The 22,521-nt window shown below is 62.4% G+C and carries 20 protein-coding genes, 1 tRNA gene and 1 riboswitch; of the genes, 11 read left to right on the forward strand and 10 right to left on the reverse strand.

The window, feature by feature from the left end; all coding sequences use genetic code 11:
- The first annotated feature begins 9 nt into the window (after nucleotides 1–9).
- Together ACQZAB_RS07920 and ACQZAB_RS07925 are read left to right on the forward strand one after the other, a co-directional pair.
- Complete coding sequence (locus tag ACQZAB_RS07920) at nucleotides 10–2,211, forward strand: hypothetical protein (protein ID WP_428388678.1); 2,202 nt, start codon at nucleotides 10–12, stop codon at nucleotides 2,209–2,211.
- On the forward strand, nucleotides 2,208–4,220 hold the full coding sequence (locus tag ACQZAB_RS07925; protein ID WP_428388679.1) for a helicase-related protein: 2,013 nt from the start codon (nucleotides 2,208–2,210) through the stop codon (nucleotides 4,218–4,220). Before ACQZAB_RS07920 ends, ACQZAB_RS07925 begins: the two co-directional genes overlap by 4 nt.
- A gap of 12 nt (nucleotides 4,221–4,232) precedes the next feature.
- Here ACQZAB_RS07925 and ACQZAB_RS07930 read toward each other — a convergent pair whose 3' ends face one another.
- Nucleotides 4,233–5,129, reverse strand: a complete 897-nt coding sequence (locus tag ACQZAB_RS07930) for an efflux RND transporter periplasmic adaptor subunit (RefSeq protein WP_428388681.1) — start codon at nucleotides 5,127–5,129, stop codon at nucleotides 4,233–4,235.
- Between the two features lie 63 nt (nucleotides 5,130–5,192).
- Between ACQZAB_RS07930 and ruvA the strand changes: the two genes are divergently transcribed.
- Entirely contained in the window at nucleotides 5,193–5,825 is a 633-nt protein-coding gene (ruvA, locus tag ACQZAB_RS07935) for a Holliday junction branch migration protein RuvA (RefSeq protein ID WP_428388682.1), read from the forward strand.
- Here ruvA and ACQZAB_RS07940 read toward each other — a convergent pair.
- The 7 genes from ACQZAB_RS07940 to ACQZAB_RS07970 all read right to left on the reverse strand — a co-directional run bounded on the left by ACQZAB_RS07940 (nucleotide 5,810) and on the right by ACQZAB_RS07970 (nucleotide 13,559).
- Entirely contained in the window at nucleotides 5,810–6,316 is a 507-nt protein-coding gene (locus ACQZAB_RS07940; protein WP_428388684.1) for a DUF4405 domain-containing protein, read from the reverse strand. The genes ruvA and ACQZAB_RS07940 overlap by 16 nt on opposite strands.
- Nucleotides 6,317–6,400: 84 nt before the next feature.
- On the reverse strand, nucleotides 6,401–7,399 hold the full coding sequence (gene trxB / locus ACQZAB_RS07945; RefSeq protein ID WP_428388686.1) for a thioredoxin-disulfide reductase: 999 nt from the start codon (nucleotides 7,397–7,399) through the stop codon (nucleotides 6,401–6,403).
- A gap of 62 nt (nucleotides 7,400–7,461) precedes the next feature.
- Nucleotides 7,462–10,365 carry a beta strand repeat-containing protein gene (locus ACQZAB_RS07950; RefSeq protein ID WP_428388688.1) on the reverse strand — a complete coding sequence of 968 codons (2,904 nt, stop codon included), beginning with the start codon at nucleotides 10,363–10,365 and terminating at the stop codon, nucleotides 7,462–7,464.
- A gap of 156 nt (nucleotides 10,366–10,521) precedes the next feature.
- Nucleotides 10,522–10,743 (reverse strand): hypothetical protein, encoded by a 222-nt coding sequence (locus tag ACQZAB_RS07955; RefSeq protein WP_428388689.1) that lies wholly within the window; start codon nucleotides 10,741–10,743, stop codon nucleotides 10,522–10,524.
- Nucleotides 10,744–10,748: 5 nt separating this feature from the next.
- Nucleotides 10,749–11,561: a type II secretion system protein gene (locus tag ACQZAB_RS07960; RefSeq protein WP_428390147.1), complete on the reverse strand. Its 813-nt coding sequence runs from the start codon at nucleotides 11,559–11,561 to the stop codon at nucleotides 10,749–10,751.
- Entirely contained in the window at nucleotides 11,561–13,297 is a 1,737-nt protein-coding gene (locus ACQZAB_RS07965; RefSeq protein WP_428388690.1) for a DUF4465 domain-containing protein, read from the reverse strand. The genes ACQZAB_RS07960 and ACQZAB_RS07965 overlap by 1 nt, the downstream gene beginning before the upstream one ends.
- Nucleotides 13,290–13,559, reverse strand: a complete 270-nt coding sequence (locus ACQZAB_RS07970) for a hypothetical protein (protein ID WP_428388692.1) — start codon at nucleotides 13,557–13,559, stop codon at nucleotides 13,290–13,292. The genes ACQZAB_RS07965 and ACQZAB_RS07970 overlap by 8 nt, the downstream gene beginning before the upstream one ends.
- Nucleotides 13,560–13,765: 206 nt before the next feature.
- A riboswitch (cobalamin riboswitch) is annotated at nucleotides 13,766–14,037 on the reverse strand.
- 136 nt (nucleotides 14,038–14,173) lie between these two features.
- On the opposite strand from ACQZAB_RS07970, the gene ACQZAB_RS07975 reads away from it, so the two are divergent.
- Both ACQZAB_RS07975 and ACQZAB_RS07980 read left to right on the forward strand, forming a co-directional pair.
- Nucleotides 14,174–14,245 (forward strand) — tRNA-Gly (locus ACQZAB_RS07975).
- A gap of 235 nt (nucleotides 14,246–14,480) precedes the next feature.
- Nucleotides 14,481–16,403 carry a DUF4914 family protein gene (locus ACQZAB_RS07980; protein ID WP_428388694.1) on the forward strand — a complete coding sequence of 641 codons (1,923 nt, stop codon included), beginning with the start codon at nucleotides 14,481–14,483 and terminating at the stop codon, nucleotides 16,401–16,403.
- Between the two features lie 99 nt (nucleotides 16,404–16,502).
- Here ACQZAB_RS07980 and ACQZAB_RS07985 read toward each other — a convergent pair whose 3' ends face one another.
- Entirely contained in the window at nucleotides 16,503–16,877 is a 375-nt protein-coding gene (locus tag ACQZAB_RS07985; RefSeq protein ID WP_428388696.1) for an RNA recognition motif domain-containing protein, read from the reverse strand.
- Between the two features lie 392 nt (nucleotides 16,878–17,269).
- On the opposite strand from ACQZAB_RS07985, the gene secE reads away from it, so the two are divergent.
- The 4 genes from secE to rmuC all read left to right on the forward strand — a co-directional run bounded on the left by secE (nucleotide 17,270) and on the right by rmuC (nucleotide 20,466).
- A complete protein-coding gene (gene secE / locus ACQZAB_RS07990; RefSeq protein ID WP_428388698.1) occupies nucleotides 17,270–17,671 on the forward strand; it encodes a preprotein translocase subunit SecE in 402 nt (133 codons plus the stop codon).
- A gap of 52 nt (nucleotides 17,672–17,723) precedes the next feature.
- Nucleotides 17,724–18,422 (forward strand): transcription termination/antitermination protein NusG, encoded by a 699-nt coding sequence (gene nusG / locus ACQZAB_RS07995; protein ID WP_428388699.1) that lies wholly within the window; start codon nucleotides 17,724–17,726, stop codon nucleotides 18,420–18,422.
- Nucleotides 18,423–18,667: 245 nt separating this feature from the next.
- A complete protein-coding gene (locus ACQZAB_RS08000) occupies nucleotides 18,668–19,021 on the forward strand; it encodes a hypothetical protein (protein ID WP_428388701.1) in 354 nt (117 codons plus the stop codon).
- A gap of 74 nt (nucleotides 19,022–19,095) precedes the next feature.
- The gene (rmuC, locus tag ACQZAB_RS08005) at nucleotides 19,096–20,466 is read left to right on the forward strand and encodes a DNA recombination protein RmuC (protein WP_428388703.1); all 1,371 of its coding nucleotides are present in this window, start codon (nucleotides 19,096–19,098) and stop codon (nucleotides 20,464–20,466) included.
- Here rmuC and ACQZAB_RS08010 read toward each other — a convergent pair.
- Nucleotides 20,463–20,747, reverse strand: a complete 285-nt coding sequence (locus ACQZAB_RS08010) for a hypothetical protein (RefSeq protein ID WP_428388704.1) — start codon at nucleotides 20,745–20,747, stop codon at nucleotides 20,463–20,465. The two genes, rmuC and ACQZAB_RS08010, sit on opposite strands and share 4 nt — an antisense overlap.
- 95 nt (nucleotides 20,748–20,842) lie before the next feature.
- Between ACQZAB_RS08010 and ACQZAB_RS08015 the strand changes: the two genes are divergently transcribed.
- Together ACQZAB_RS08015 and ACQZAB_RS08020 are read left to right on the forward strand one after the other, a co-directional pair.
- On the forward strand, nucleotides 20,843–21,079 hold the full coding sequence (locus tag ACQZAB_RS08015; RefSeq protein WP_428388706.1) for a hypothetical protein: 237 nt from the start codon (nucleotides 20,843–20,845) through the stop codon (nucleotides 21,077–21,079).
- A gap of 57 nt (nucleotides 21,080–21,136) precedes the next feature.
- Nucleotides 21,137–22,426: an ABC transporter permease gene (locus ACQZAB_RS08020; protein WP_428388708.1), complete on the forward strand. Its 1,290-nt coding sequence runs from the start codon at nucleotides 21,137–21,139 to the stop codon at nucleotides 22,424–22,426.
- Nucleotides 22,427–22,521: the final 95 nt, after the last annotated feature.

Here is a 22,521-nt window from a genome sequence, read left to right on the forward strand (position 1 = left end):
GACCACCAGGTGTCATCCCGAAGACCCCTCTTCAGCGAATCCTGGTACCGCGTCGCCGAGATGGCACCCCGGCTCCGCCCGCACGTCCAGTCCTACCGCCAGCACTACCGCGGACGAACCTGGCACGTCCTCCGCGATCCCTCCAACAACAAATTCTTCCGACTCGACGAGCCCTCCTACCGCTTCGTCGCCATGCTCGACGGCCGCCGCACCGTCAAGCAGGCCTGGGACAGCTGCTGCCAGTCACTCGATGACAGCGCCCTCACCCAGGGCGAAGCCATCCAGATCATCGGACAGCTCTACACCTCCAACCTCCTCGACGCCGACGTCTCAGGCGACACCTCCGGCATCTTCGACCGCTACCGCGAACGACGACGCAAGGAAGTCACCGGCTACCTGATGAACCTCCTGTTCGCGCGCATCCCCCTCTACGACCCCGACAACCTCCTCGACCGCTGGGTCCACCTCTTCCGCTGGACCTTCGGCCCCATCGGCCTCGTCCTGTGGGCCCTGCTTGTCGGAGCCGGTCTCTTTGTCGCCATCAGCCGCGCCGACGACCTCGTCAACCAGGCCGCCTCCGTCATCGCCCCACGTAACCTCTTCTGGCTTTACATCGCCATCGTCGCCATCAAGCTCTGGCACGAACTCGGCCACGGGCTCGCCTGCAAGCACTTCGGCCAGAAACGCCACTCAGGCGGCGAAGTCCACACCCTCGGCATCATGCTCCTGGTCCTCGTTCCCGTGCCCTACGTCGACGCCTCCTCCGCGTGGGCACTCCGAAATAAATGGCACCGCTTCTGGGTCGGCGGCGCAGGCATGTACTACGAACTCGCCGCCGCAGCGCTCGCCACCTTCGTCTGGGCCATGACCAACCCCCAGACCTCCTTCTACGGCCTCCCCGTCCACGCCCTCGCCTACAACGTCATGTTCATCGCCGGCGTCTCCACCATCCTCTTCAACGCCAACCCGCTCATCCGCTTCGACGGCTACTACATGCTCTCCGACGCCCTCGAAGTCCCCAACCTCATGCAACGCTCGAAGGACTACTTCTACTACCTCATCAAGAAGCATCTCTACGGCGTCGCCCGCCCCTTCAACCCAGCCCACACCGTCGGCGAGCCGCCCTGGCTCCTGAGCTACGCAGCCCTCTCCAGCGTCTACCGTGTCTTCTTGATGGTCACCATCCTCCTCTTCGTCGCCGATCAGTTCTTCTTCCTCGGCGCACTCTTTGCCATCTCCGGCATCATCGGCTTCGTCATCGTCCCCCTCGGCAAGTGGGCCAAGTACCTCGCCACCAACCCAGAACTCGCCCGCACCCGATCTCGAGCCGTCGCCTGGACCGCCGCACCCATCGCCACCGTCATCCTCCTGCTCGCTGTCATCCCCGCACCCGAACACGGCCGCGCCGAAGGCGTCGTCGAAGCCGACCAACGCCTCACCATCTTCGCCGGGGCCGACGGCTTCCTCCAGCAACGCGCACCCAGCATGGCCGAGATCACCGAAGGCCAGACCCTCCTCCAGGCCAGCAACAACGAACTCCTCAGCCGTCAACAGCAACTCCAGGCACGCCTCCGCCAACTCGATGTCCAACTCGCCCAGGCACGCACCGAAAGCCCCGCCGAAGCCCTCGCCATTGCCCAGCAGATCCAGGCCCTCAGCCAACGGCTCGCCCGCATCAACACCCAGGTCGAGGCCCTCAACGTCACCGCACCCTTCACCGGCCGCTGGGACGCCGCCGCTGACCTCCTTCCCGGCCGCTACCTCCGCCAGGGCGAGGCCATCGGTACCCTCCTCAACGAACAAGCCGTCTCCGTCCGCATCAGCGCCGACCAGTCACTCGGCCCAAGACTCCGAGCCCGCTACCTGACCGGAGGCCTGCCCGTCGCCTTCCGTGTCGCCGGCCTCCCCGAACAAACCCTCGAAGGCACCGTCACCCACGTCGCCCCAGCCGGCCAGAGCATCCTCCCCAGCCCGGCACTATCCATGCAGGCAGGGGGGCTCATGCCCACCATGCCCGACGATCCCGAAGGACGCCAATCCGCCGAACCCTTCTTCGAAGTCCTCATCCAACCCGATCAGGCCGATCAGGCCACCACCTGGCTCCGACCCGGCCAACGCGTTGTCGCCCGCTTCGCCATCGGCTACCGCCCGCTCCTCTGGCAATGGTGGGATGCCGGAGCACGCCTCCTTCAGCAGAGGTTCCAGGTGTGATCTCTCCGCACGCCTCCCAGCCAGATACCGGCGAGGAGCTCTTACTACCCAGCCAGCTCTGGCGCAATCTCTCCCGACCCGCCAAGCCACCCAAGCTCCCCCGCGGACTCGACGCCGTCTGGAACTTCGCCAGCGCACGGCTCATCCAATACGTCCCCCGCACCAGGACCTACCTCAAACGCGCAGAGCAGATCCACACCATCGCCGATAAACTCAAAACCACAGGCGTCAAAGCCATGGCCGCCCGCGTCGAAGAACTCACCGAGTGCTTCCGCAGAGGCCGAGACCAGACCCACGACATCGAAGCCGCCCTCGCCGTTGTCATCGAACTCGCCGACCGCCACCTCGGCCTCCGTCCCTACCCCGTCCAGGTCGCCTCCGCCCTCGCCATGATCGACGGCTGCCTCGCCGAGGTCGCCACCGGCGAAGGCAAAACACTCATCGCCACCATGCCCGCCGTCCTCGCTGGCTGGCGCGGCCGCGGATGTCACGTCATCACCGTCAACGACTACCTCGCCGGCCGCGACGCCGAAACCATGGGCCCGCTCTACCACGCCGCCGGCCTCACCGTCGCTTCTCTCGAACAATCGATGCAGGACGCCGACCGCCGCGCCGCCTACCTCGCCGACATCACCTACCTCACCAACAAGGAAGTCGCCGCCGACTACCTCCGCGACCGCCTCAAGCTCGGCAAAAACCGCGGACTCGCCCCCACCCTCCTCGAAGGCATCACCACCGGCCGCGGATCCTCCGCCCGTGGCATGGTCCAACGCGGTCTCGCCCACGCCATCATCGACGAAGCCGACTCCGTCCTCGTCGACGAAGCCGTCACGCCCCTCATCATCTCCGCCGAAGCCCACAACGAAGAACAGGCCGCCGCCTTCGCCCAGGCCGTCGAACTCGCCGAACGTCTCCAACGCGATGAACATTACCGCGTCATCGCCCGCTACAAGGAAATCGAACTCACCCGCAAAGGCCGAATCCGCGCCGAAGAACTCACCGCCGACCTCAACCTCTCAGGCGTCTGGTCCACCGCCCGTGGCCGCGACGAACTCGTCCACCAGGCCATCACCGCCAAGGAACTGTTCCTCAAAGGTCAGCAGTACGTCATCCAGGAAGGCAAAATCGTCATCGTCGACGAAGCCACCGGACGACTTATGCCCGATCGCAGCTGGCGACACGGACTCCACCAGGCCGTCGAAGCCAAGGAAGGCCTCGAAGTCACACCTGCGAAGGAAACCCTCGCCCGCATCAGCTTCCAGCGATTCTTCCGCCTCTACGAACACCTCTCCGGCATGACCGGCACCGCCTGGGAAGAACGCCACGAGTTCTGGGAGGTCTACCAACTCCCCGTCGTCCCCTTCCCCACCCACAAACCAAAAATCCGCGAAGAACACCCCGACCGCGTCTTCGCCACCCGCGAAGCCCGCTGGCTCGCCGTCGCCGAAGAAGCCCGCCGACTCCACGCCACCGGACGCCCCGTCCTCATCGGCACCCGCTCCGTCGAAGCCAGCGAGAAACTCAGCGCCCTGCTCAACGCCCAGGGCCTCGAACACGAAGTCCTCAACGCCGTCCGCCACGAAGAGGAAGCCGCCGTCATCGCCCGTGCCGGCGAACCCAGACGCATCACCGTCGCCACCAACATGGCCGGCCGCGGAACCGACATCAAACTCGCCCGCACCGTCGCCGAGTCAGGCGGACTCGCCGTCATCGCCACCGAACGCCACGAATCAGGCCGCGTCGACCGCCAGCTCTTCGGACGCGCCGGCCGCCAAGGCGACCCAGGCTCCGCCGTCTGCTACGTCAGCCTCGAAGACGAACTCATCAAACGACACACCCGCAAAGTCGATCGCACCGTCCTCGCCGGCTACGCCGAGAACCCCGTTGCCGCCAGATATCTCTTTAATCAGGCCCAGTCCCGCGCCCAACGCATGGCCCGCGCCAACCGCAAAGCCGTCCTCCAGCACGACCACTGGCTCGAACGACACCTCGGCTTCGCCCGCGAATAGCTCAACCCCGCCTCAGCCGCCCACGCCCTCAACAACCTCGTCCACCTCTGCAGCAGCCTCCGCCGTGATAGGCGTCAGACTCTGCAACTGCACCACAAATCCAGGCGGCAAAGCCCCATCCGGATTATCAATCTCAAACACCACCCGAAACGTCTGGCTCGCCGGATCAATGATGGCATCCACCACCGTCAGCTTCCCGACCAGCCGCTCCGGCGCGGGCGTCGAACCACGAAGCTCGTAACGCTCGTTCAGCCGCATCTCCCGATACACCGACGCCGGCAGGTGAATCTCCGCCCGAATAGGCGACGCACTCACAATCTGAAGCAGATCATTCTCCGTCTGCACCGTCTCGCCCGGCTCCACCAGCTTCCGAAACACCACCCCATCAAACGGCGCATCCAGCCGGTACCGATCCAGCCGCTCCCGCTCAAGTTCATGCCGTTTCTCGGCCAACTCCTGATTATCCATCGCCAGCTTCAGATCCGCCGCCGCCTGGTCCCGATTCACCCGCGTCCGCCGCACCTCCCACTCACTCGCCGCATCGTTCGCAAACGCAGCCTCGATCCGATCCAGCAGAATGTTCGCCTCATCCAACGCATACTGCGCCCGCTCAATCTGCGCCGTGCTCTCCGCCTGCAGCTGTGCCGACTCCGCCGCCAACCGCTGCACCGCCGAATCCATCTGCAGCAACGGCTCCCCCTCCTTCACCAACTGACCCTCCCGGATCAGCACCGCCTCCACGATCCCATCCACCGGCGCCGACAGCACCGCCTGACGACTCGGCCGCGTCACCCCCTCATACCGACCGAAATCAAGCGTCACCCCAGACTCCGACTGACCCACCGCCGGCGACACCGCAGCCAGGAGCACAAACAAACCACCCAAAGACAGTGATGTGAAATACCGCATCTCAACAGTGTACCCCACCCCAACAGCCCAACGAACCCACCCGCCCCCAGTTAAGATCACACCATGATCAGCCGCATGACAGGCATCCTCGAGTCGGTCCACCCCGACCGCGTCACCCTCCAGTCCGGCCCGATGAGCCTCGAGATCCTCGTCCCCGCCAGCGAGCCGGAACAACTCAACCCCGCCACCGGCTCCGAGGTCACCCTCCACACCCTCCTCATCATCGAAAGCCAGAACCAGGGCGCCAGCCTCACCCCGCGCCTCATCGGCTTCTCCACCGCCACCGACCGCGCCTTCTTCGAGCTCTTCGTCACCTGCAAAGGCATCGGCCACCGCAAGGCCCTCCGCGCCATGGCCCTCCCCGCCGCCGTCATCGCCACCGCCATCGACACCCGCGACCTCGCCACCCTCCAGAGCCTCCCCGAAATCGGCAAACGCACCGCCGAAACCATTGTCGCCACCCTCTCCGGCAAGGTCGATCGCTTCGCCGTCCCCGACCCCGATCGCCCCGCCACCCCATCCGCAGCAAAGACCCCCGCTATCCCCGAAGGCCCCGCCGCCGAAGCCGTCGAACTCCTCGTCCGCCTAGGCGAACAGCGCAACGCTGCCGAAGCCCTCGTCGAGAAAGCCATGGCCGCCGAATCCGACCTCCAGACCTCCGAGCAGGTCCTCGCCGCCGTCTACCGCGTCCGCTGATCCCTCTCACGCCACCGACGCCCACCCCGAGACCACCCCTCCGATCCCCCAGGCTCGTGCTCCTCGACCAGCCCCACCTCGTGCCCATGACCATGCCCGCCACCCCCACCATCGATAGCCATCACCGCCGACCGCGCCCATAGTCCCAGACCCAACACCAGCGTCACCACCACCAACAGCGTTCCGAATCCCGTCACCCACCGCACACCCGCCGACGGCATTCCCTTCGCCGAGGGCCACACCACCCGCCGCGCCGTTACCAGCACCCACCCCCAATGCATCGCCAGATGTACCCCCACCAACGCCAGCACCCCGTAGCTGATCCACAGGTGCACCGACCCCCAGTCGTGCCTCGTCAGCCCCAACAAAGCCCGCGAGTGCCCAGTGCCAGCAGGCAGCACATAAGCCATCCCCAGACCCGTCACCGCCAGACCCAGCATCAAAACCGCCAGCCCAAGATCAATCAGCCCGTTCACACCATTGCGTGACATCCGTAACCCTTTCATCGAGAGACATCCGTCTAACGATAAAAAAGTCCGCTGATTGCAGCCGATCCCATAAAAAATGTCTCTCGCCTACTCGATCCCCTGATCCGCCAGCCACCGCTCCGCATCGATCGCCGCCTTGCACCCCATCCCCGCTGCGGTCACCGCCTGACGATAAATCTCATCCGACACATCCCCCGCCCCGAACACACCCGGAATGTTCGTGTGCGTCGTCGGCTCCTGCACCTTCAGATACCCGCTCTCGTTGAACTCAAGCCCCGAGTCCCGCAGAAACTTGGTCGCAGGCGTGTGCCCGATCGCGATAAACAGCCCACCCAGGTCAAGCGTCGAGTGCTCGCCCGTCACGGTGTCCTCGAGCTTCACCCCCGTGATTCGCTCCTCCCCCAGCACCTCCACCACCTGCTTGTTCCAAAGCACCTCCGTCTTCGGGTTCTGGAGCACCCTGTCCTGCATCGTCTTCGACGCACGCAGCTCATCCCGCCGATGGATGATGTAGACCTTCGAAGCAAACTTCGTCAGATACGAAGCCTCCTCCATCGCCGTGTCCCCACCTCCAACCACACCCAATGGCTGATCCCGAAACGCCGGCAGCGCCCCGTCACAAACCGCACACGCCGACACCCCGCCGCCCGCCTGCGCCAGCCGCATCTCCGAATCCAGACCCAGCCAGTTCGCCGTCGCCCCCGTCGCGATGATCACCGAGTGCGCATAAATCGTCTTGTCCCCCGACGTCAGCTTGAACGGCCGCTGAGAAAAATCCACCGTATCGATGTCCGCCGTCACAATCCGTGTCTCGAACCGCTCCGCCTGCTTCTTGAAGTCCGCCATCATCTCCGGCCCCGTCCGCCCATCCGGATACCCCGGGTAATTCTCCACCTCCGTCGTCAGCATCAGCTGCCCCCCAGGCAGCACGATCGAAGGCGACGACTTCGGAAACCCCTCATAAACAATCGGATCCAGATTCGCCCGCGCCGCATAGATCGCCGCCGTCCACCCCGACGGCCCCGACCCAATAATCACCACCTTCTCGACCGATCCGTTCCCGTTGCCTGTAGTTGCGTTGCTCATACAGGGGATACTAGCGACTCCACCAAACTGTTCCCGCCAGCCCCCGACTCACCCCTCAACCGTCACCGATTCCGCCGTCCTCCCCGCCCAACCAGCCCCAGACCAGCCAGCCCCAGCAACCCCGCCATCCCCGGCTCCGGCACCGTAAACAGCCCGATGTCATTCCCATCACCCGCCGTGTAGGTGATGAACAGATCCGCCCCGCCCAACCGATCCACAAACGCCCCCTCCGCCAACCCCGCAAACGTTCCCGACAACACCCCCTCCACCTCGATGATCGGATACACCATCCCCAACTGAGCCACGAAGTCATCATTCAGCAACCGAAGCTCACCCAGAAGCGTCAGGTTATCTGTTGTCATAAGTGGGATCGGGTTGCTGTGATTTAGGACATCACTCAGCAACAATTCCAGCACAACATCCGTATCGAGTTGGAGGTAATCATCAAAACGAGAAGAGGTCGGTCCGCCTCGCTGTCCCCCTCCACTGACCGGTGCAAGCACCCCCTGGTCATGCTCAAAGGTCCCTCGAATTTCTCTGATCTCCAAACGGTCACCATTGAAGTCAAACACACCACCGGCATCAATCACCACCCGATTCTGACGGATCAGTGAACCGTTGAATTCCAGCTCGGCACCTCCGCGAACCTCAAGACTGCCCGTGGCACTTGGTTGAACGAGATCGCCATTAGCAAACAGCTTCCCTCCCGCCGCCTCAATACCACCCGAGTTCTCAACCTCCACCTCGATCCGCCCAAACCCGCGGATGGTGCTCGTCCAGAAGTTCCTCAGCCCGCCAGTCGTGCCCGCACCCTGTAAAATCACGGCCTCGTGGTTGTTGAGCTCGACCACACCACCACCCCACAGCGTCACCTCACCCTCCAGAATCAACGCCTCCAGATTCGAGAACCCCGAGTTCTCAAATGTGATCACCCCACGATTCTCGATCGTTCCGGCCACCCGCCGATCACCCGTTCTCACCGTCAACACCCCCTCCAGCCGCACATCCTCCAGCAACCCGCCCTCCAGAAAACCACCCGGCTCCACCTCCACCACACCCCCGCTGATCGTCCCGCCCAGCCCGAGCGTCGCCCCCGACGCCACCTCGACCCGACCCTCGTTCAGCACATCCACCTCGATCCGACCCGAATTACCCGGCCCCGCCGCACGGATCACATTCCCCTGATTCACCAGCCCGCCCGTCGTACCCCCCGCCTGCAGGATCCGCGCATCCCCGTTATTCATCAGAATCTCACCGCCCCCCGACAACACCACCTGGCCATCCAACTGCAGCGCCTCCAGATTCGAGAACCCCGACGCCTCAAACGTCACCGTCCCCGTCTGCACAAGCTCCCCACGCACCGTCAGATCCCCAAGCGTGATCGCCACGTCCCCGCTCAGCTCCACATCCTCCAACCCCACCCCCTGAATCCGAGAACCCACCTGTCCGCTGACCAGACCACCAGAGACCCAGTCCGTCAGATTCAGCGTCGAACCCGCCACAATCCCGATCGTCCCATTCGCATTGTGCGTCCGCGCCAGATTCAGCGTCCCACCCTCCGCGATCACCACGTTCTCATTCACCAGCTCCGCCGCGATCGTCCCCAGCCCCGTGATGGAGTTATCAACATTCACCAGCGCACCACCCGCACCCACCTGAGCAATCCGAGCATCGTTGCTCGTCATCACCACATCGCCGCCACCCTCCAGACGCACCGGCCCGTCAAGCTCCAGCACCTCCAGATTCGAGAACCCCGAGTTCTGGAACGTGATCAGCCCCACATTCTCGATCGTCCCCCGCACCCGCCGATCCGACGTCGTCACCGTCAGCGTATCCACGTTCCTAAAGTCGGCCAGTGTCCCGCCATCCAGCACACCCGTCGCATCCACATCCACAATCCCACCCGTGAGAATCCCATCCAGCACCAGCCGCGCCCCCGGGTCCACCACCAGCGCGCCAGCGATGTTATCGACATCAGCCACGATCACACCGGAGTTCCCCGCCGATGCCCGGATCGTATGGTTCTGCTGAATCAACCCCGCCGAACCCACGCCCTGCACCACGCGCGCATCACCGTTGTTCATCACCAGTTCCCCACCACCCGTCAGCGTCACCGCATCTTCGAGTTGTAACGACTCCAGATTGGAAAAACCCGACCCCTGATACGTCAACACACCAACATTGGTAACCACACCCGACACCCCCAGATCACCGGTGCCCACCGAAACCACACCCTCCGTCCGAATCCCGGACACGCCCACGCCCTCAACCAGGGAACCCGACGCCCCGCGCAGCGTGCCACCATCCAAGACACCCGTCAGGCTCAGCGTCGACCCACTCGCAATCTCAACCACACCCAATGAATTAGCCGTCGCAGCCAGGCGCAGCGTCCCATTCTCCGCGCGGAGCAAGCCCGAGTTATCAACCACCAGATCGATGAAGCCAAACCCCCTGATCGTATGATCGCCGCCATTCACCAACGGGCCAAAACCACCGACCAACCCGATCCGCGCATCATTGCTGTTCAACACCATCTCGCCAGACCCGCTAATCGCCAGCGACCCATCCACCCCCAACAACTCGGTGTTCGAAAACCCCGAGTTCTGAAACGTAAACAACCCATCGTTCTGCAACGACCCGCCCATCGTCAGATCATTGATCGTCAGCGTGAACGACCCGCCCGCCCCAATCGACATATCGCCCGAAGCCCCGCCACCCGCCACAGCCGCCACACCCGCAGGAATCTCCACGCTGTCCAGCGCACCAGGCGACCCACTCACCACACCACCCGCCGTCAGGTTCAACCAGTTGTTCGCATCACCCCACACCGTATTCCCCGCAGCCCCCGTCCACTCGAACACATCACCACCCGCCACGCCTGCTGTTCCACCGATCCCCAAACCACCCACCAGCAAACCAGCCAACAACCAACGCGTCTCAATACGAGTCCCACAGCAACCACGCATGACATCTTCTCCATCCACTTAAGAACCAGACAAGGCAAAGCCAGTCCCTGAGAATACCACGCAACACCTGATTCCAGCACCCCAACCCGTGAAATCTACGAGTTAACCCTACTCCTGACCCACCCGCTGATACTGATATCAGCTTGACTAAATCGCCTACCCCTTCCCCTCCACCAGCAACTCCGTAAACACCACCTGCCCCGTCGCCAGCGCCTTCTCCACATAAGGCCGACACATCCCGCAACCCGCCGACGCCCCCGTGCACCCCGCCAGCTCATCCACCGACAGCCCCCGCTCCTTCGCGATCGCCACCAGCTCCTCAAACAACCGCCCCGCACAGATGCACCGATCGATCCGGATACCCGAGCCAGTCACCATTGCACTCACTCCAGATCAAACAACGAATTATCCCGCGGCCCAAACCACCCAACCCCCAGACCCCGATTCGCCGCCTCACTCACCCCGTAAAACACACTAGCCCGCGTAAACGCCAGCGACTCACCCCCCACATGCCCATCCAGCCACACCACGTTCGCCATGCCCCGATGCCGAAAGTGAATCGAAGGCGCCGCCTCAAACCCCGCTCCATGCTCAGGCGGCTCCGCAAACGAATACTCGATCAACCGAAGCTCACCACCCGCCGCCGTACTGAAAGCCGCATCAGTAAAATGCACCGTCTCGACCGGCCGCGCCACCCAGTCCACCCGCGCCGATCCCTCCGTCATCAGATCATCCACATCATCCGTCCCCAGATAACGCTGGTTGTACCCATACCCACCATTCCCCGCCTCAAACCCAACATCATCCGGTGCAAAGCTCGGACACTCCTTGATCACCGCCACCCCGAAGTAATCCCACAAAGGCGAACGCGTCGGATCAAACGCCTCATCCACCCGATCCCGCGCCCCATGCCACCGACGCAGGTTCTCCAGAAAGCGCGGGGCCCCCGCCACCAGCACCCCATCGTGCTCCACCGCATAAGCCAGATTCGCAAGCGCCAGCTGCCGCTGATTCGACGCACAAACCACCCCCGCCGCCGACTGCCGAGCCGCGCCTAGCGACGGCATCACCAGCCCAATCAACATCGCAATGATCGCAATCACCACCAGCAACTCGATCAACGTAAACCCGGCCGCCCCGGGGCGCAAACCCCGGGACCGACCGGCAACTACAAAGACACCATCCGCAGAACCCATCACGACCGAGTCCTCCTCACCGCCAGAGCACCCAAACCCAACAACACCAACGCCGACCCCGGCTCAGGCGTGATCACCAGCTCATCCAACGCCACGTAAGTCGGCGTGTTGATCCCAAACCCACCCACATCCGTCGAGAAGAACGTCAACCCGATCGAACGAGCCCCACCGAGCACCGATAGATCAACCGGCATCCACGTATCCACAATGAAATCCTGCGAGTTATCCGCAAACCGGTAGTCCGCAAGAATCACCTCCACAGCCGAACCGGTCACAGCACCACCGCCATCAACCCCGCTGTATCCCGTCAGCGTCACAGTGAACAGATCCGGATCATCACCCGTCTGCCCACCAAACGCCTTCGCGAAAGAATCGCCGGTCTGCATCGACAACGCCGCGTAGGTCGTGTTCGTGACGAACGCCGAGACAGCCGTCTGACCCTCGGGCAGATTGATGAACGACCCATCACCAAACCCAATCGCGTAGTTCCCATCACCCGAAACATCCGTCCCGGTAAACGCCGCGTACTGGTTTCCAAACCCAGGCGTCGTCACATCGTTCACGTCAGAGTACGACCAGCCGGCAAACGGACCGCCCGTAAAGTCAACGCCCTTGGAAACAAATCCCGCACTCACAAAGTAGTCCGGGCCGGGTGTTACCAGCTCATCAAAATCAACCGTGATGCCCGCATCCGCGACACCAGCCGACAAACCTATCACAAACAAACCAGCAACAGAACGCTTCATCGTTTCTTTCTCCATGAATGAACGACGGACAGAGGACCCCGCGTCACGCGACGCCGAGAAGCCCCTGCGAAAAAACAAAAGAGCACCCACACCCAGCAGCCACCCCGCCCCAGGCGACGGTACCACCGCCGCCTCAAACCCAAAACCACTCGCCAGGTTCGACAAGTCAATCAGATCAACCATCCCATCCCCGTTCGTATCCCCACCACCCCAGCCAGCATCCGTGCCAAAGCCCGTCGCTAGCGCTGACAGATCAATCAGATCCACCCGCCCATCCAGGTTCGTATCTCCAAACGCTGAACCGATCAGACCCGTCACCAGCCGCCGCAAATCCGAGACATCCGTCACCCGATCACCCGTCAGGTCCGCCTCAGCATCACCAAAGAGCCCGACATACAGATCCAGGTCATCGACACCGATCGAACCATCACCATCCACATCACCGGCAACCGCATCAGCCTCTGTCATCAACGCCACGCCCCCAATCCCAAAGTTTAAATCAAACCCGCCCGACCCAACCGTCACGTGAGCATCCAGAATCGGATGCCCAAGGCTGTCCTCAAAAAAACCACTGCCCGGAATATCAACCAGCCGCACAAAACGAATCGATGTCAGATCGACCACCCCCGACACCACCGCCGGATCATCCACCAGCTGCGCAAGATCAAAAGGCGTCCCCCAGTTCGTCGCATGCTTGCCCGCCAGGTTGTAGACATTCGTCTCATCAATGCCCGCAAACCCACCACTCCCCGAAAGATCGCTCTCCGTATTCAGCGACACACTCGCGAACCGCGCGAAGCTCTCGCCGTCGCTCGAGACTTCCACGTAAGCCAGCTCCGCAAAGAAGCCACCCGCAAACGAAACAAACCCGTTCTCATAAACCGCCAGATCAAAACCCAGCCCATCCACCACAGGATGTGCCAGTTCGATCGTCGCCGAGCCAGGCGCGTCAATCCCTACAAAGCCATAATCATCCGCCGTGTCATTCACATCCCCAGAAAAGGGAGACCCAATCCCCGAGAAGGGGGGGGGTCTCACCCACCGCAGGCGGCTCCGCCGGATCGTAAAGATCACCCAGCGAACCAAAACCGTTTACCGGATCCGTAAACGTCGGATTCACACCCGGCGCCGGCGAGTAATCAACCAGCCTCCCGTTCCACGCCGTGATCCGCGCATCCGTCCGCGCCACAGGCGGGTCAAACCCATTCCCAGGATCATTCGACGACGCCGAGTACGGACCCGCCCAAGCCATGGTTGAAGTGATCGTGAAGAGCCCAAGACCCATCGCGCAAGCAACGGCCTTCCGTGCACACCGCTGGTGCTCAAACATGAGGAACCTTCCTCGGTCTCTCGCGCAGACCGATCTCCCGAAGCGAAGGGAGTCCTCACTGGTCCGGGTGCACCTGTATCGCGGGAGTACGAGACAGAAAATCGCCCGAGCCGTCCTGATCGCGAGGACAAAAGCCCATGCCTCGGGCAGGTCTTCCGGCTCCGGGTGTCAGTCTGGATTCGCCTTCCCGCCAGGGTCCGTTGCAGACCCGAGCAGTGGCAGTGAATCCGACCCGCTCCTCAACACCCGCTGTCGCGAGTCATCGAAGAGCCACCCGTTACGGCGGCGCGTCCGCGGAGGCTTTGTCAGAGCCGAAGGGGTCTCTGACGCACCTCGCTTCCCTTTTCAGAACACGACGCGGAAAGCCGCGACGTGTTGCACCTGAGGCAGCCGAACCTTAACCCCGCCCAGCTTGCCCAGTCAATACGGGACATCCCTATCCGCAAAAGAAAAACGCTTCACACCAACTCCCGCTTGCATCAGACCCCGCCGCTGGTAATCTACGTGGCTCGACGGCTGCAACGCAGCCACCTCACGCGGGTGTAGCTCAGTGGTAGAGCGTCACGTTGCCAACGTGAATGTCGTGAGTTCGAATCTCATCACCCGCTTTTCTCCCCTCAATCAACAGCCGGGACCACCCAAGACCCGATCCCAGCCTCCGGCCGGATCTGGCTGTTAATTCGATTCGATCAAACCCACCCCTCAATTGCATAATATCTAACCACAGACGCTTAACATTGAACTTTCCGCGGGATTCACTACTATCAGTGGACTGATCGGTCTGCTGTTCCGCTCGCCGACCACCTAAACCACTTATTCACGCCTAGCAGGGAAACAAGAAGCATGACGACCATTACCGCCCAAGCCGACTGGCGACGACTCAACCTCCCCGCCGAAGCCGCAGCCGTCCTCGAAAAAGCACCGAGCGTCACCGTTGCTTCCACCGTCGACGAACTCATCGCCCTCGCTACCCGCGACGCCGACGCCGCCGGCTGGCACGAAGTCGCCTACGACGTCCCCGGAAAAGGCCGCCACGTCGAAGCCAAAGCCTGCAAAATCCGCAATGGCGTCGCCGCCAACTACACCGAAACCTACATGCGCCGACGAGACCCAGACTGCATGGTCATCGGCGACGACCACGCCACCAACAAACAAACCTTCGAAGACCGCTTCGGCAAGCCCTTCGCACCACTCCGCGAAGACAGCTTCGAATGGCTCTCAAAACAGAACCTCGCACTCTTCGCCTTCACCGCTGGCGTCGGACGAAAAGGACTCGACGCCGTCGTCATCGCTCCCGATAACGCCGGCTTCTTCGCGCTCGGCCTCGCCCTCCTCCAGGGCATCCGACCGCTCGACGAAATCACCGACAAGTTCAAACCCTCCGTCATGATCTACGTCGCACCTCCCTTCCGCCATACCCACTTCGACGGCAAACAGGTCGTCGTCCATAACCGCACCGACCACCTCTACGAACTCTTCAGCTACAACCTCTACCCCGGACCCAGCGCCAAAAAAGGCATCTATGGCGTCCTCATCGACCTCGGCGAAAAGGAAGGCTGGGTCACCGCCCACTGCTCAACCGTCCAGGTCGTCACCCCCTACGACAACAGCATCACCATCATGCACGAAGGAGCGTCAGGCGGCGGCAAGAGCGAAATGCTCGAACACGCCCACCGCGGTGCCGACGGACGACTACGCATCGGTAAGCACATCCAGACCGGTGAGAAACGAAAACTCACCCTCCCCCATGCCTGCAAACTCCATCCCGTCACCGACGACATGGCCCTCTGCCCCAGCTACCTCCAGGACCCCGAACTCGGCAAACTCCGACTCCGCGACGCCGAAGACGCATGGTTCGTCCGCGTCAACCACATCGAACGCTATGGCGTCGATCCACACCTCGAAAGACTCACCATCGAAGCCAGGCAGCCGCTCCTGTTCCTCAACATCGACGCCCAGCCCAACAGCACCGCGCTCATCTGGGAACACATCGAAGACGAACCCGGGCAGCCCTGCCCCAACCCACGCGTCGTCGTGCCCCGCAGCCTCGTCCCCCGAATCGTCGACGGCCCCGTCACCGTCGATGTCCGCAGCTTCGGCGTACGAACCCCTCCGTGCACCCGCGAAAACCCAAGCTACGGCATCCTCGGGCTCTTCCACATCCTCCCCCCCGCACTCGCATGGCTCTGGCGCCTCACCGCACCCCGCGGACACGCCAACCCAAGCATCGTCGATACCCAGGGCATGACCTCCGAAGGCGTCGGATCCTACTGGCCATTCGCCTCCGGCAGACGCGTCGATCAGGCCAACCTCCTGCTCCGACAGATCTTCGCCTCCAACAAGACCCTCTTCGTGCTCTGCCCCAATCAGCACGTAGGCGTCTGGGCCGTCAGCTTTATGCCCCAGTGGATCACCCGCGAATACCTCGCCCGACGTGGCGACACACCCTTCCGCCCCGAACAGCTGACACCGGCAAGGTCCAACCTCCTCGGCTATACCCTCAAGCAGCTCCAGGTCGAAGGAACACCTATCGACGAAGGTATGCTCCGAGTCGAGACCCAGCCTGAAGTCGGAACCGAGGCCTACGACGCCGGCGACATGGAACTCCGCAACTTCTTCCGTGAACAACTCGAGCAGTTCCTAGAACCGGACCTCCATCCCCATGGCCGCCGGATCATCGAGGCATGCCTTAACGGAGCCACAGCCGCCGATTACGAAGAACTCTCTATCGAGCTCGACGAACCCATGTTCGCCGCCACGGTCTGATCCGAAATCACCCACAAAAAAAGCACGCTCCCCAAACGGGGAGCGTGCTTTCTTATTAAGTCAATGGACTGATGGGCAGCCGCCGAAGCAGCCGACGGTTTACCAGCGACCGCCGCCGCCACCACCGCCACCACCGCCGCCGCCGCCGTAGCCGCCACGGCCACCACCGCCGCCGCCACCACGGCCACCGCCGTAGCCGCCGCGACCACCGCCGCCACCGCCAGTACGCTCGCCGCGAGGACGAGCCTCATTCACGGTCAGCGTGCGACCCTCGAACTCCTTGCCGTCGAGTTCTTCGATGGCCTGACGACCGGAGTCATCACTCTCCATGGTCACAAAAGCGAAACCGCGCGGACGACCCGTCTCGCGATCGGTCACCACAGCAACTTCGGTCACCTGACCGAATTCGCCGAAAAGCTCCTCAAGAGCCTGCTCCGAAGTATTAAAGGACATGTTTCCAACGTAGATGCGCATCACGAAGCTCCAAAAAGTGCGGCAGGGAGCTTCGTCCAGACGTAAGTTTTCAACGACACGAGTGGGACCTGCAAACCTGCTAAGCGAAAATGGCCGAGCACACGCTCAGCCCGAATCAAGTCTCTAGCGTGACCACCAGAGACCTCTCAATCTCTATATAGCCTATCCAGCCATCACCCCTGCTGTCAAGGCCCTTGAACCGCCCTCATCAGAAACCGACAACCAACAATCGCCCCACACACAAACCCGACTCCGGGTATATTGCTCAGATAAATCACAGTGCCTGATACGAGGGGAATCAGGTCGGGCAACCGCCCGAACCGCTGTAACATGAAACCCGCTGGCCGACCCAGCGACCGCCAGCAAAACCAACCGACCCCTGGAGCTACCCGATGGCCTTCAGCCTCTACAAACCCGGACAGGGCTACTACACCAGACTCCTCAGCGCCATCGGCGCAGGCACCCTCGTCCTCTGCGGCATCGCCTGGATCTGGAACAAGATGACCGGCATCCCCTCCGAAACCAGAATCTTCTGGCAGGCAGGCATGGCCGTCGTCGTCATCACCATCTTCGGAACACTCCTCTACTGGATCTTCAACAAGCCCGCCGTCGCCGAATTCATGATCGCCACCGAAGCCGAAATGAAGAAGGTCAACTGGCCCACCCGACGGGAAATCGTCGGCTCCACCATCGTCGTCATCACCGGAACCGTGATCTTCGCCGCCTTCCTACTCACCGCCGACGTCGGCTTCTCCTGGCTCTTCCGCCAGATTGGCGTCCTCCAGACCTCCTGAGCCACCAAACAGCAAACCAACCAAGCGGACAACACGCCGCTGGAGAAACAACATGACCGAAGAAAACCTCCAGACCGAAGCCGCCGAAACGCTCGAAGAAACACAGGCCCCCGAGCCGACCGAGCAGCCCCAGACCGAAGCGCCCGCCCCGCCCGCCGAGTCAGGCATGATCGGCGACGAGCCCATGGTCACACCAGGCATGAACTGGTTCGTCCTCCGAGTCGCCTCCAACAAGGAAGACTCCGTCCGACAGACACTCCTCCGCAAAATCAAGATCGAGGACTTCACCCACATCGTGAACCGAATCCTCGTACCCACCGAAAAAGAAAAAACCATCAAGGCCGGCAAGCAGAAGGTCATCGAGAAGAAGCTCTACCCCGGCTACGTCTTCGTCGAAATGGCCCTCGAAGACGACGGACGCATCCCCCAGGACGTCTTCTTCCTCATCAAAGAAACCACAGGTGTCGGCGACTTCATCGGCACCGCCGGACGTCCCACACCCATGGACGAACCCGAAATCGAAAAAATGCTCATGGCCTCCAAGCCCGCCGAAGAGCAGCCACAGGTCAAGATGGAGTTCCAGAAAGGCGACCACATCAAGATCATGGACGGCCCCTTCGAGAACATGGAAGGCACCGTCGACGAAACCATGCCCGACCAGGGCAAGGTCAAGGTCATCGTCACCATCTTTGGCCGCTCCACCCCCCTCGAACTCGAATACTGGCTCATCGAACGACTCGAAGAAGCCTGATCCCAACCCACACGAAATCCCACCACACACCAGCACGCTTGAGCACAAACCCGCTCAGGCGTGCTTTCCTGCGCACCGACCCCCTCTCCGAACCTCCCAATCCCAGTTATGGGAACCTCAAAAGGCCTATAACCGCCTATACAGGTATGGCTTAAACCGGTTGTCACGATCATCGATGAACGCCGATCTGGTCGATAAAACCTTATAGCGAAAGGTGATTGTCTGTCAGCAACCGGAGCCAAACCATGAACATCATCCAACAAGGTCTGGCCGCCTCAGCGCTCCAATCCGCCCAGCAAGCCACCGAAACCGCCCGCGAACGCGATAAACGTGCCCGCGACGCCAAAGGCGTCCGCCAGGGCGAAACCGATCAACTCGACCTCTCCACGCGCATCCAGGACGACGCCGTCGAACTCGACGCACCCCCCAGCGCCGTCCGCGAGGAAGAAACCGCACCTTCCACCACACCCCAGGTCCTCGACGAAACCGCCCAGCCCGACGCCGATCACCCCAGGATCGAAGAACGCGTCGAAGCCATCGACGCCACCGAACCCAACACGACCCGTCCCGCCTACCGACACCTCGACCTCGAAGCCTGAACCCGCCACGCCAGCCTTGCTTTGCATAGCAGGCAGCTAGCGGCAGGGGGGATGCCGCGGGTGGGAGGGGTATCATGCCCCTCATGAACACCTTCCTCATCGCCGCCGCCTCAGCCGCCGGCCTCCTCGCCCTCATCCTCGCCGCCACCACCCTCCTCCTCTGGCGAGACCGCACCCGCACCCAAGCCGCCCACCAACAACAGCTCGAAGACCACGAAGCCCAACTCACCGCCGAACGCAACCGCACCGCCTCCCTCGAAACCGCCCTGAACGAAGCCAAGGTCGACCGCGCCCGCCTCGAAACCGAAATCGCCAGCTTCCAGCAGCGCCTCACCGACCAGAAAAAAGCCCTCGACGAAGCCCGCCTCGAAGCCCAGAACGCCTTCAAAGCCCTCGCCAGCGACGCCCTCAAACAAAACACCGACCAGTTCCTCAAACTCGCTGCCGACAAACTCAAAGCCGAACAAAAAGCCGGCGCACTCGACCTCGACCAACGCAAACAAGCCGTCGAACAGCTCGTCACACCCGTTAGGGAAGCCCTCGACAAACAGGCCAAAGCCGTCACCGAGATGGAGAAGCAGCGCGAAGCCGCCTACCACGCCCTCCGACAGCAACTCACCTCCCTCAACGAAACCCAGCAGACCCTCAAGGACGAAACCGGCAACCTCGTCAAAGCCCTCCGCCGACCCGAAGTCCGTGGCCGCTGGGGCGAAATCCAGCTCCGACGCGTCGCCGAACTCGCCGGCATGATCGACCACTGCGACTTCGCCGAACAACCCTCCTTCGAAAACCCCGAAGCCGGCAAACAACGACCCGACATGGCCGTCGCCCTCCCAGGCGGACGACGCATCGTCATCGACGCCAAAACCCCCCTCGATGCCTACCTCGACGCCATGCAGGCCCCCGACGAAAACACCCAGCAATCCCAGCTCGACCGCCACGCCTCACAGATCATGGCACAGGTCAACAACCTCGCCTCCAAGGCTTACCAGCAGAACTTCGACCGCACCCCCGACTTCGTCGTCCTATTCATCCCCTCCGAAGCCTTCCTCGAACCCGCCCTCCGAAGAAAACCCACCCTCATCGAAGACGCCATGGCCAAAGGCATCGTCATCGCCACACCCGGCACTCTCATGGCCCTCCTCAAAGCCGTCGCCATCGGCTGGCGCGAAGAACGCGTCGCCGAATCCGCCCGCGAAATCGCCGAACACGGCCGCGAACTCCACAAACGCGTCGCCACCGCCATCGAACACCTCACCAAACTCGGCAAGAGCATCGACGCCACCATCACCACCTACAACAAACTCGTCGGCTCCATCGACCGCCAGGTCCTCCCCCAGGCCCGACGCTTCGAAAACCTCGGCGCCAACTCCGAAAAATCACTCCCCGCCGACGGCCAGATCAAGCTCATCGAGCAAACCGTCCGCACCACCGACCACGCCTAAACCCGCTTCGGCAACGCCTCATCCACCTCCGGGAAATACCGCCGGATCACCGAGCAATCAAACTTCCCCATGATCTCATCCGCCCCCTCACGCTCCAGCAGAAACTCAAACGCCGCCCGCACCACCTTCGACGGCGCCGCCCGACCCCGTGACCACAAATCGTAATCCGCAAAGCCAAGCGTCACCTCATACCGATACGCCCGACCCCCCTCATAAACCGTCACCGGATAATGCCAGCGCGTCCCTTCCTCCGTCTCGCTGCCGATCTCGATCTCAGCCATAGGCGTCCTGCCTTCACATCAAAGAACCACACAAGCACACCCCACCCTACCATCGGTTGTCGCCAATCCACCCCCGTTGTCAAGAAAAACCGCCGATGATCGACCCCCAGCACCAGTCACGCCTCAACGACGCCGGCATCGACCTCGACGCCCTCCCCGATGACCACCCCGGCCTCGCCATCCGCCGCGCCGCCGACCGCTGCTTCCACGAAGTCGAAGAACTCGCCCCCCAGGGCTACATCGTCCAGGGCTTCCTCATCCCCTTCCACGAAGTCGTCGCCATCACCCGCACCTCCCCAGACCAGCCCCCGCCCGCCTGCGATACCCCCTGACCGCCACCGCAGGCTATCCTTTACCCGAGACTTTCACCCCAACGCCCGCGGCCTCCCATGACGTTCCTACTCGAAACCCTACGCCTGGGGCTCACCAACCTCCTCCTGCACAAGCTCAGGTCCTTCCTGACCATGCTCGGCATCATCTTTGGCGTCGCCGCCGTCATCGGCATGGTCGCCATCGGCGAAGGCTCCAAACGAAAAGCCCTCGAGGAAATCGCCCAGCTCGGCGCCCGCAACATCATCCTCCAAAGCCGAAAGCCACCCGACGACGTCGGCGGGACCTCCGAACGACAACGCATGGTTGACTACGGCATCCTCCGAAGAGACCTCCAACGCATCAACGAATCCGTCCAGGGACTCGAATACATCGTCCCCCTCAAACGCGTCGGCAACCGCGTCCTCCGAGGCATCAACGGAGCACCCGCAGAAGTCTTCGGCACCACCCCCGACCTACTCAAAGTCACCTCCCTCCAACTCCAACGCGGCCGCTACCTCGAACCCGACGACCTCACCCAACGACGACGCGTCGCCGTCCTCGGAGCCGACGTCGCCGAACAACTCTTTCCCCTCGACGACCCCATCGACAAAGTCTTCACCGTCGATAACGCCCCATTCCGCGTCGTCGGCGTTCTCCAGCCAACCGGCGTCCTCGGCGGCAACATCACCTCCGACGTCGGACGCAACCTCAACTACGACATCCACATCTCTCTCACCGCCGCCGAGGAACAATTCGGCGACCTCCTCGTCCGAAGACGCTCCGGCTCCTTCGAAGCCACCAAGGTCGAACTCCAGGAACTCATCCTCGTCGCCAGAGAACAAAACCAGGTCCAGTCCATCTCCGACCGCATCCGCGCCATCATCGACCTCGAACACGCCACCAAACAGGACGTCGCCATCGTCGTACCCCTCGAACTCCTCGCCCAGGCCGAACGCACCCAACGACTCTTCAACTACCTCATGGTCGCCATCGCCTCCATCAGCCTCCTCGTCGGCGGCATCGGCATCATGAACATCATGCTCGCCACCGTCACCGAACGAACCCGCGAAATCGGCATCCGCCGCGCCCTCGGAGCCACCCGCGGACACATCGTCGCCCAGTTCCTCGTCGAAACCACAGCCCTCTCCGGCCTGGGCGGACTCCTCGGCGTCCTCCTCGGACTCTCCCTCGCCGGCATCCTCGCCCTCCTCCACACCCAGATCGCCGGCCTCGAAATGCCCGTCGTCACCCTCTGGTCCGTCCTCGTCAGCTTCTCCGTCGCCACCCTCGTCGGCATCATCTTCGGCCTCTACCCCGCCGTACAGGCCTCCCGACAAGACCCCATCGTCGCCCTCCGACACGATTGATCCACTTGCCTTTCATTCAGCAACAGCATCGTCACTGAAAATTAATCAGTCAGTCAATCACTACAAGATAAAAGTCACAGGCTGCTTGTGATCTA

The sequence above is a fragment of the Mucisphaera sp. genome (assembly GCF_965279675.1).
GTDB lineage: Bacteria > Planctomycetota > Phycisphaerae > Phycisphaerales > Phycisphaeraceae > Mucisphaera.

Excerpts from the sequence above, each read along its gene's own strand:
- ACQZAB_RS07930 (WP_428388681.1), bottom strand. The coding sequence starts at position 5,129 with ATGCGGTATTTCACATCACTGTCTTTGGGTGGTTTGTTTGTGCTCCTG.
- ruvA (WP_428388682.1), top strand. The coding sequence starts at position 5,193 with ATGATCAGCCGCATGACAGGCATCCTCGAGTCGGTCCACCCCGACCGC.
- ACQZAB_RS07940 (WP_428388684.1), bottom strand. The coding sequence starts at position 6,316 with ATGTCACGCAATGGTGTGAACGGGCTGATTGATCTTGGGCTGGCGGTT.
- trxB (WP_428388686.1), bottom strand. The coding sequence starts at position 7,399 with ATGAGCAACGCAACTACAGGCAACGGGAACGGATCGGTCGAGAAGGTG.
- ACQZAB_RS07950 (WP_428388688.1), bottom strand. The coding sequence starts at position 10,365 with ATGCGTGGTTGCTGTGGGACTCGTATTGAGACGCGTTGGTTGTTGGCT.
- ACQZAB_RS07955 (WP_428388689.1), bottom strand. The coding sequence starts at position 10,743 with ATGGTGACTGGCTCGGGTATCCGGATCGATCGGTGCATCTGTGCGGGG.
- ACQZAB_RS07960 (WP_428390147.1), bottom strand. The coding sequence starts at position 11,561 with ATGGGTTCTGCGGATGGTGTCTTTGTAGTTGCCGGTCGGTCCCGGGGT.
- ACQZAB_RS07970 (WP_428388692.1), bottom strand. The coding sequence starts at position 13,559 with ATGGCTTGGGCGGGTCCGTACTCGGCGTCGTCGAATGATCCTGGGAAT.
- ACQZAB_RS07980 (WP_428388694.1), top strand. The coding sequence starts at position 14,481 with ATGACGACCATTACCGCCCAAGCCGACTGGCGACGACTCAACCTCCCC.
- ACQZAB_RS07985 (WP_428388696.1), bottom strand. The coding sequence starts at position 16,877 with ATGCGCATCTACGTTGGAAACATGTCCTTTAATACTTCGGAGCAGGCT.
- secE (WP_428388698.1), top strand. The coding sequence starts at position 17,270 with ATGGCCTTCAGCCTCTACAAACCCGGACAGGGCTACTACACCAGACTC.
- nusG (WP_428388699.1), top strand. The coding sequence starts at position 17,724 with ATGACCGAAGAAAACCTCCAGACCGAAGCCGCCGAAACGCTCGAAGAA.
- ACQZAB_RS08000 (WP_428388701.1), top strand. The coding sequence starts at position 18,668 with ATGAACATCATCCAACAAGGTCTGGCCGCCTCAGCGCTCCAATCCGCC.
- rmuC (WP_428388703.1), top strand. The coding sequence starts at position 19,096 with ATGCCCCTCATGAACACCTTCCTCATCGCCGCCGCCTCAGCCGCCGGC.
- ACQZAB_RS08010 (WP_428388704.1), bottom strand. The coding sequence starts at position 20,747 with ATGGCTGAGATCGAGATCGGCAGCGAGACGGAGGAAGGGACGCGCTGG.
- ACQZAB_RS08015 (WP_428388706.1), top strand. The coding sequence starts at position 20,843 with ATGATCGACCCCCAGCACCAGTCACGCCTCAACGACGCCGGCATCGAC.
- ACQZAB_RS08020 (WP_428388708.1), top strand. The coding sequence starts at position 21,137 with ATGACGTTCCTACTCGAAACCCTACGCCTGGGGCTCACCAACCTCCTC.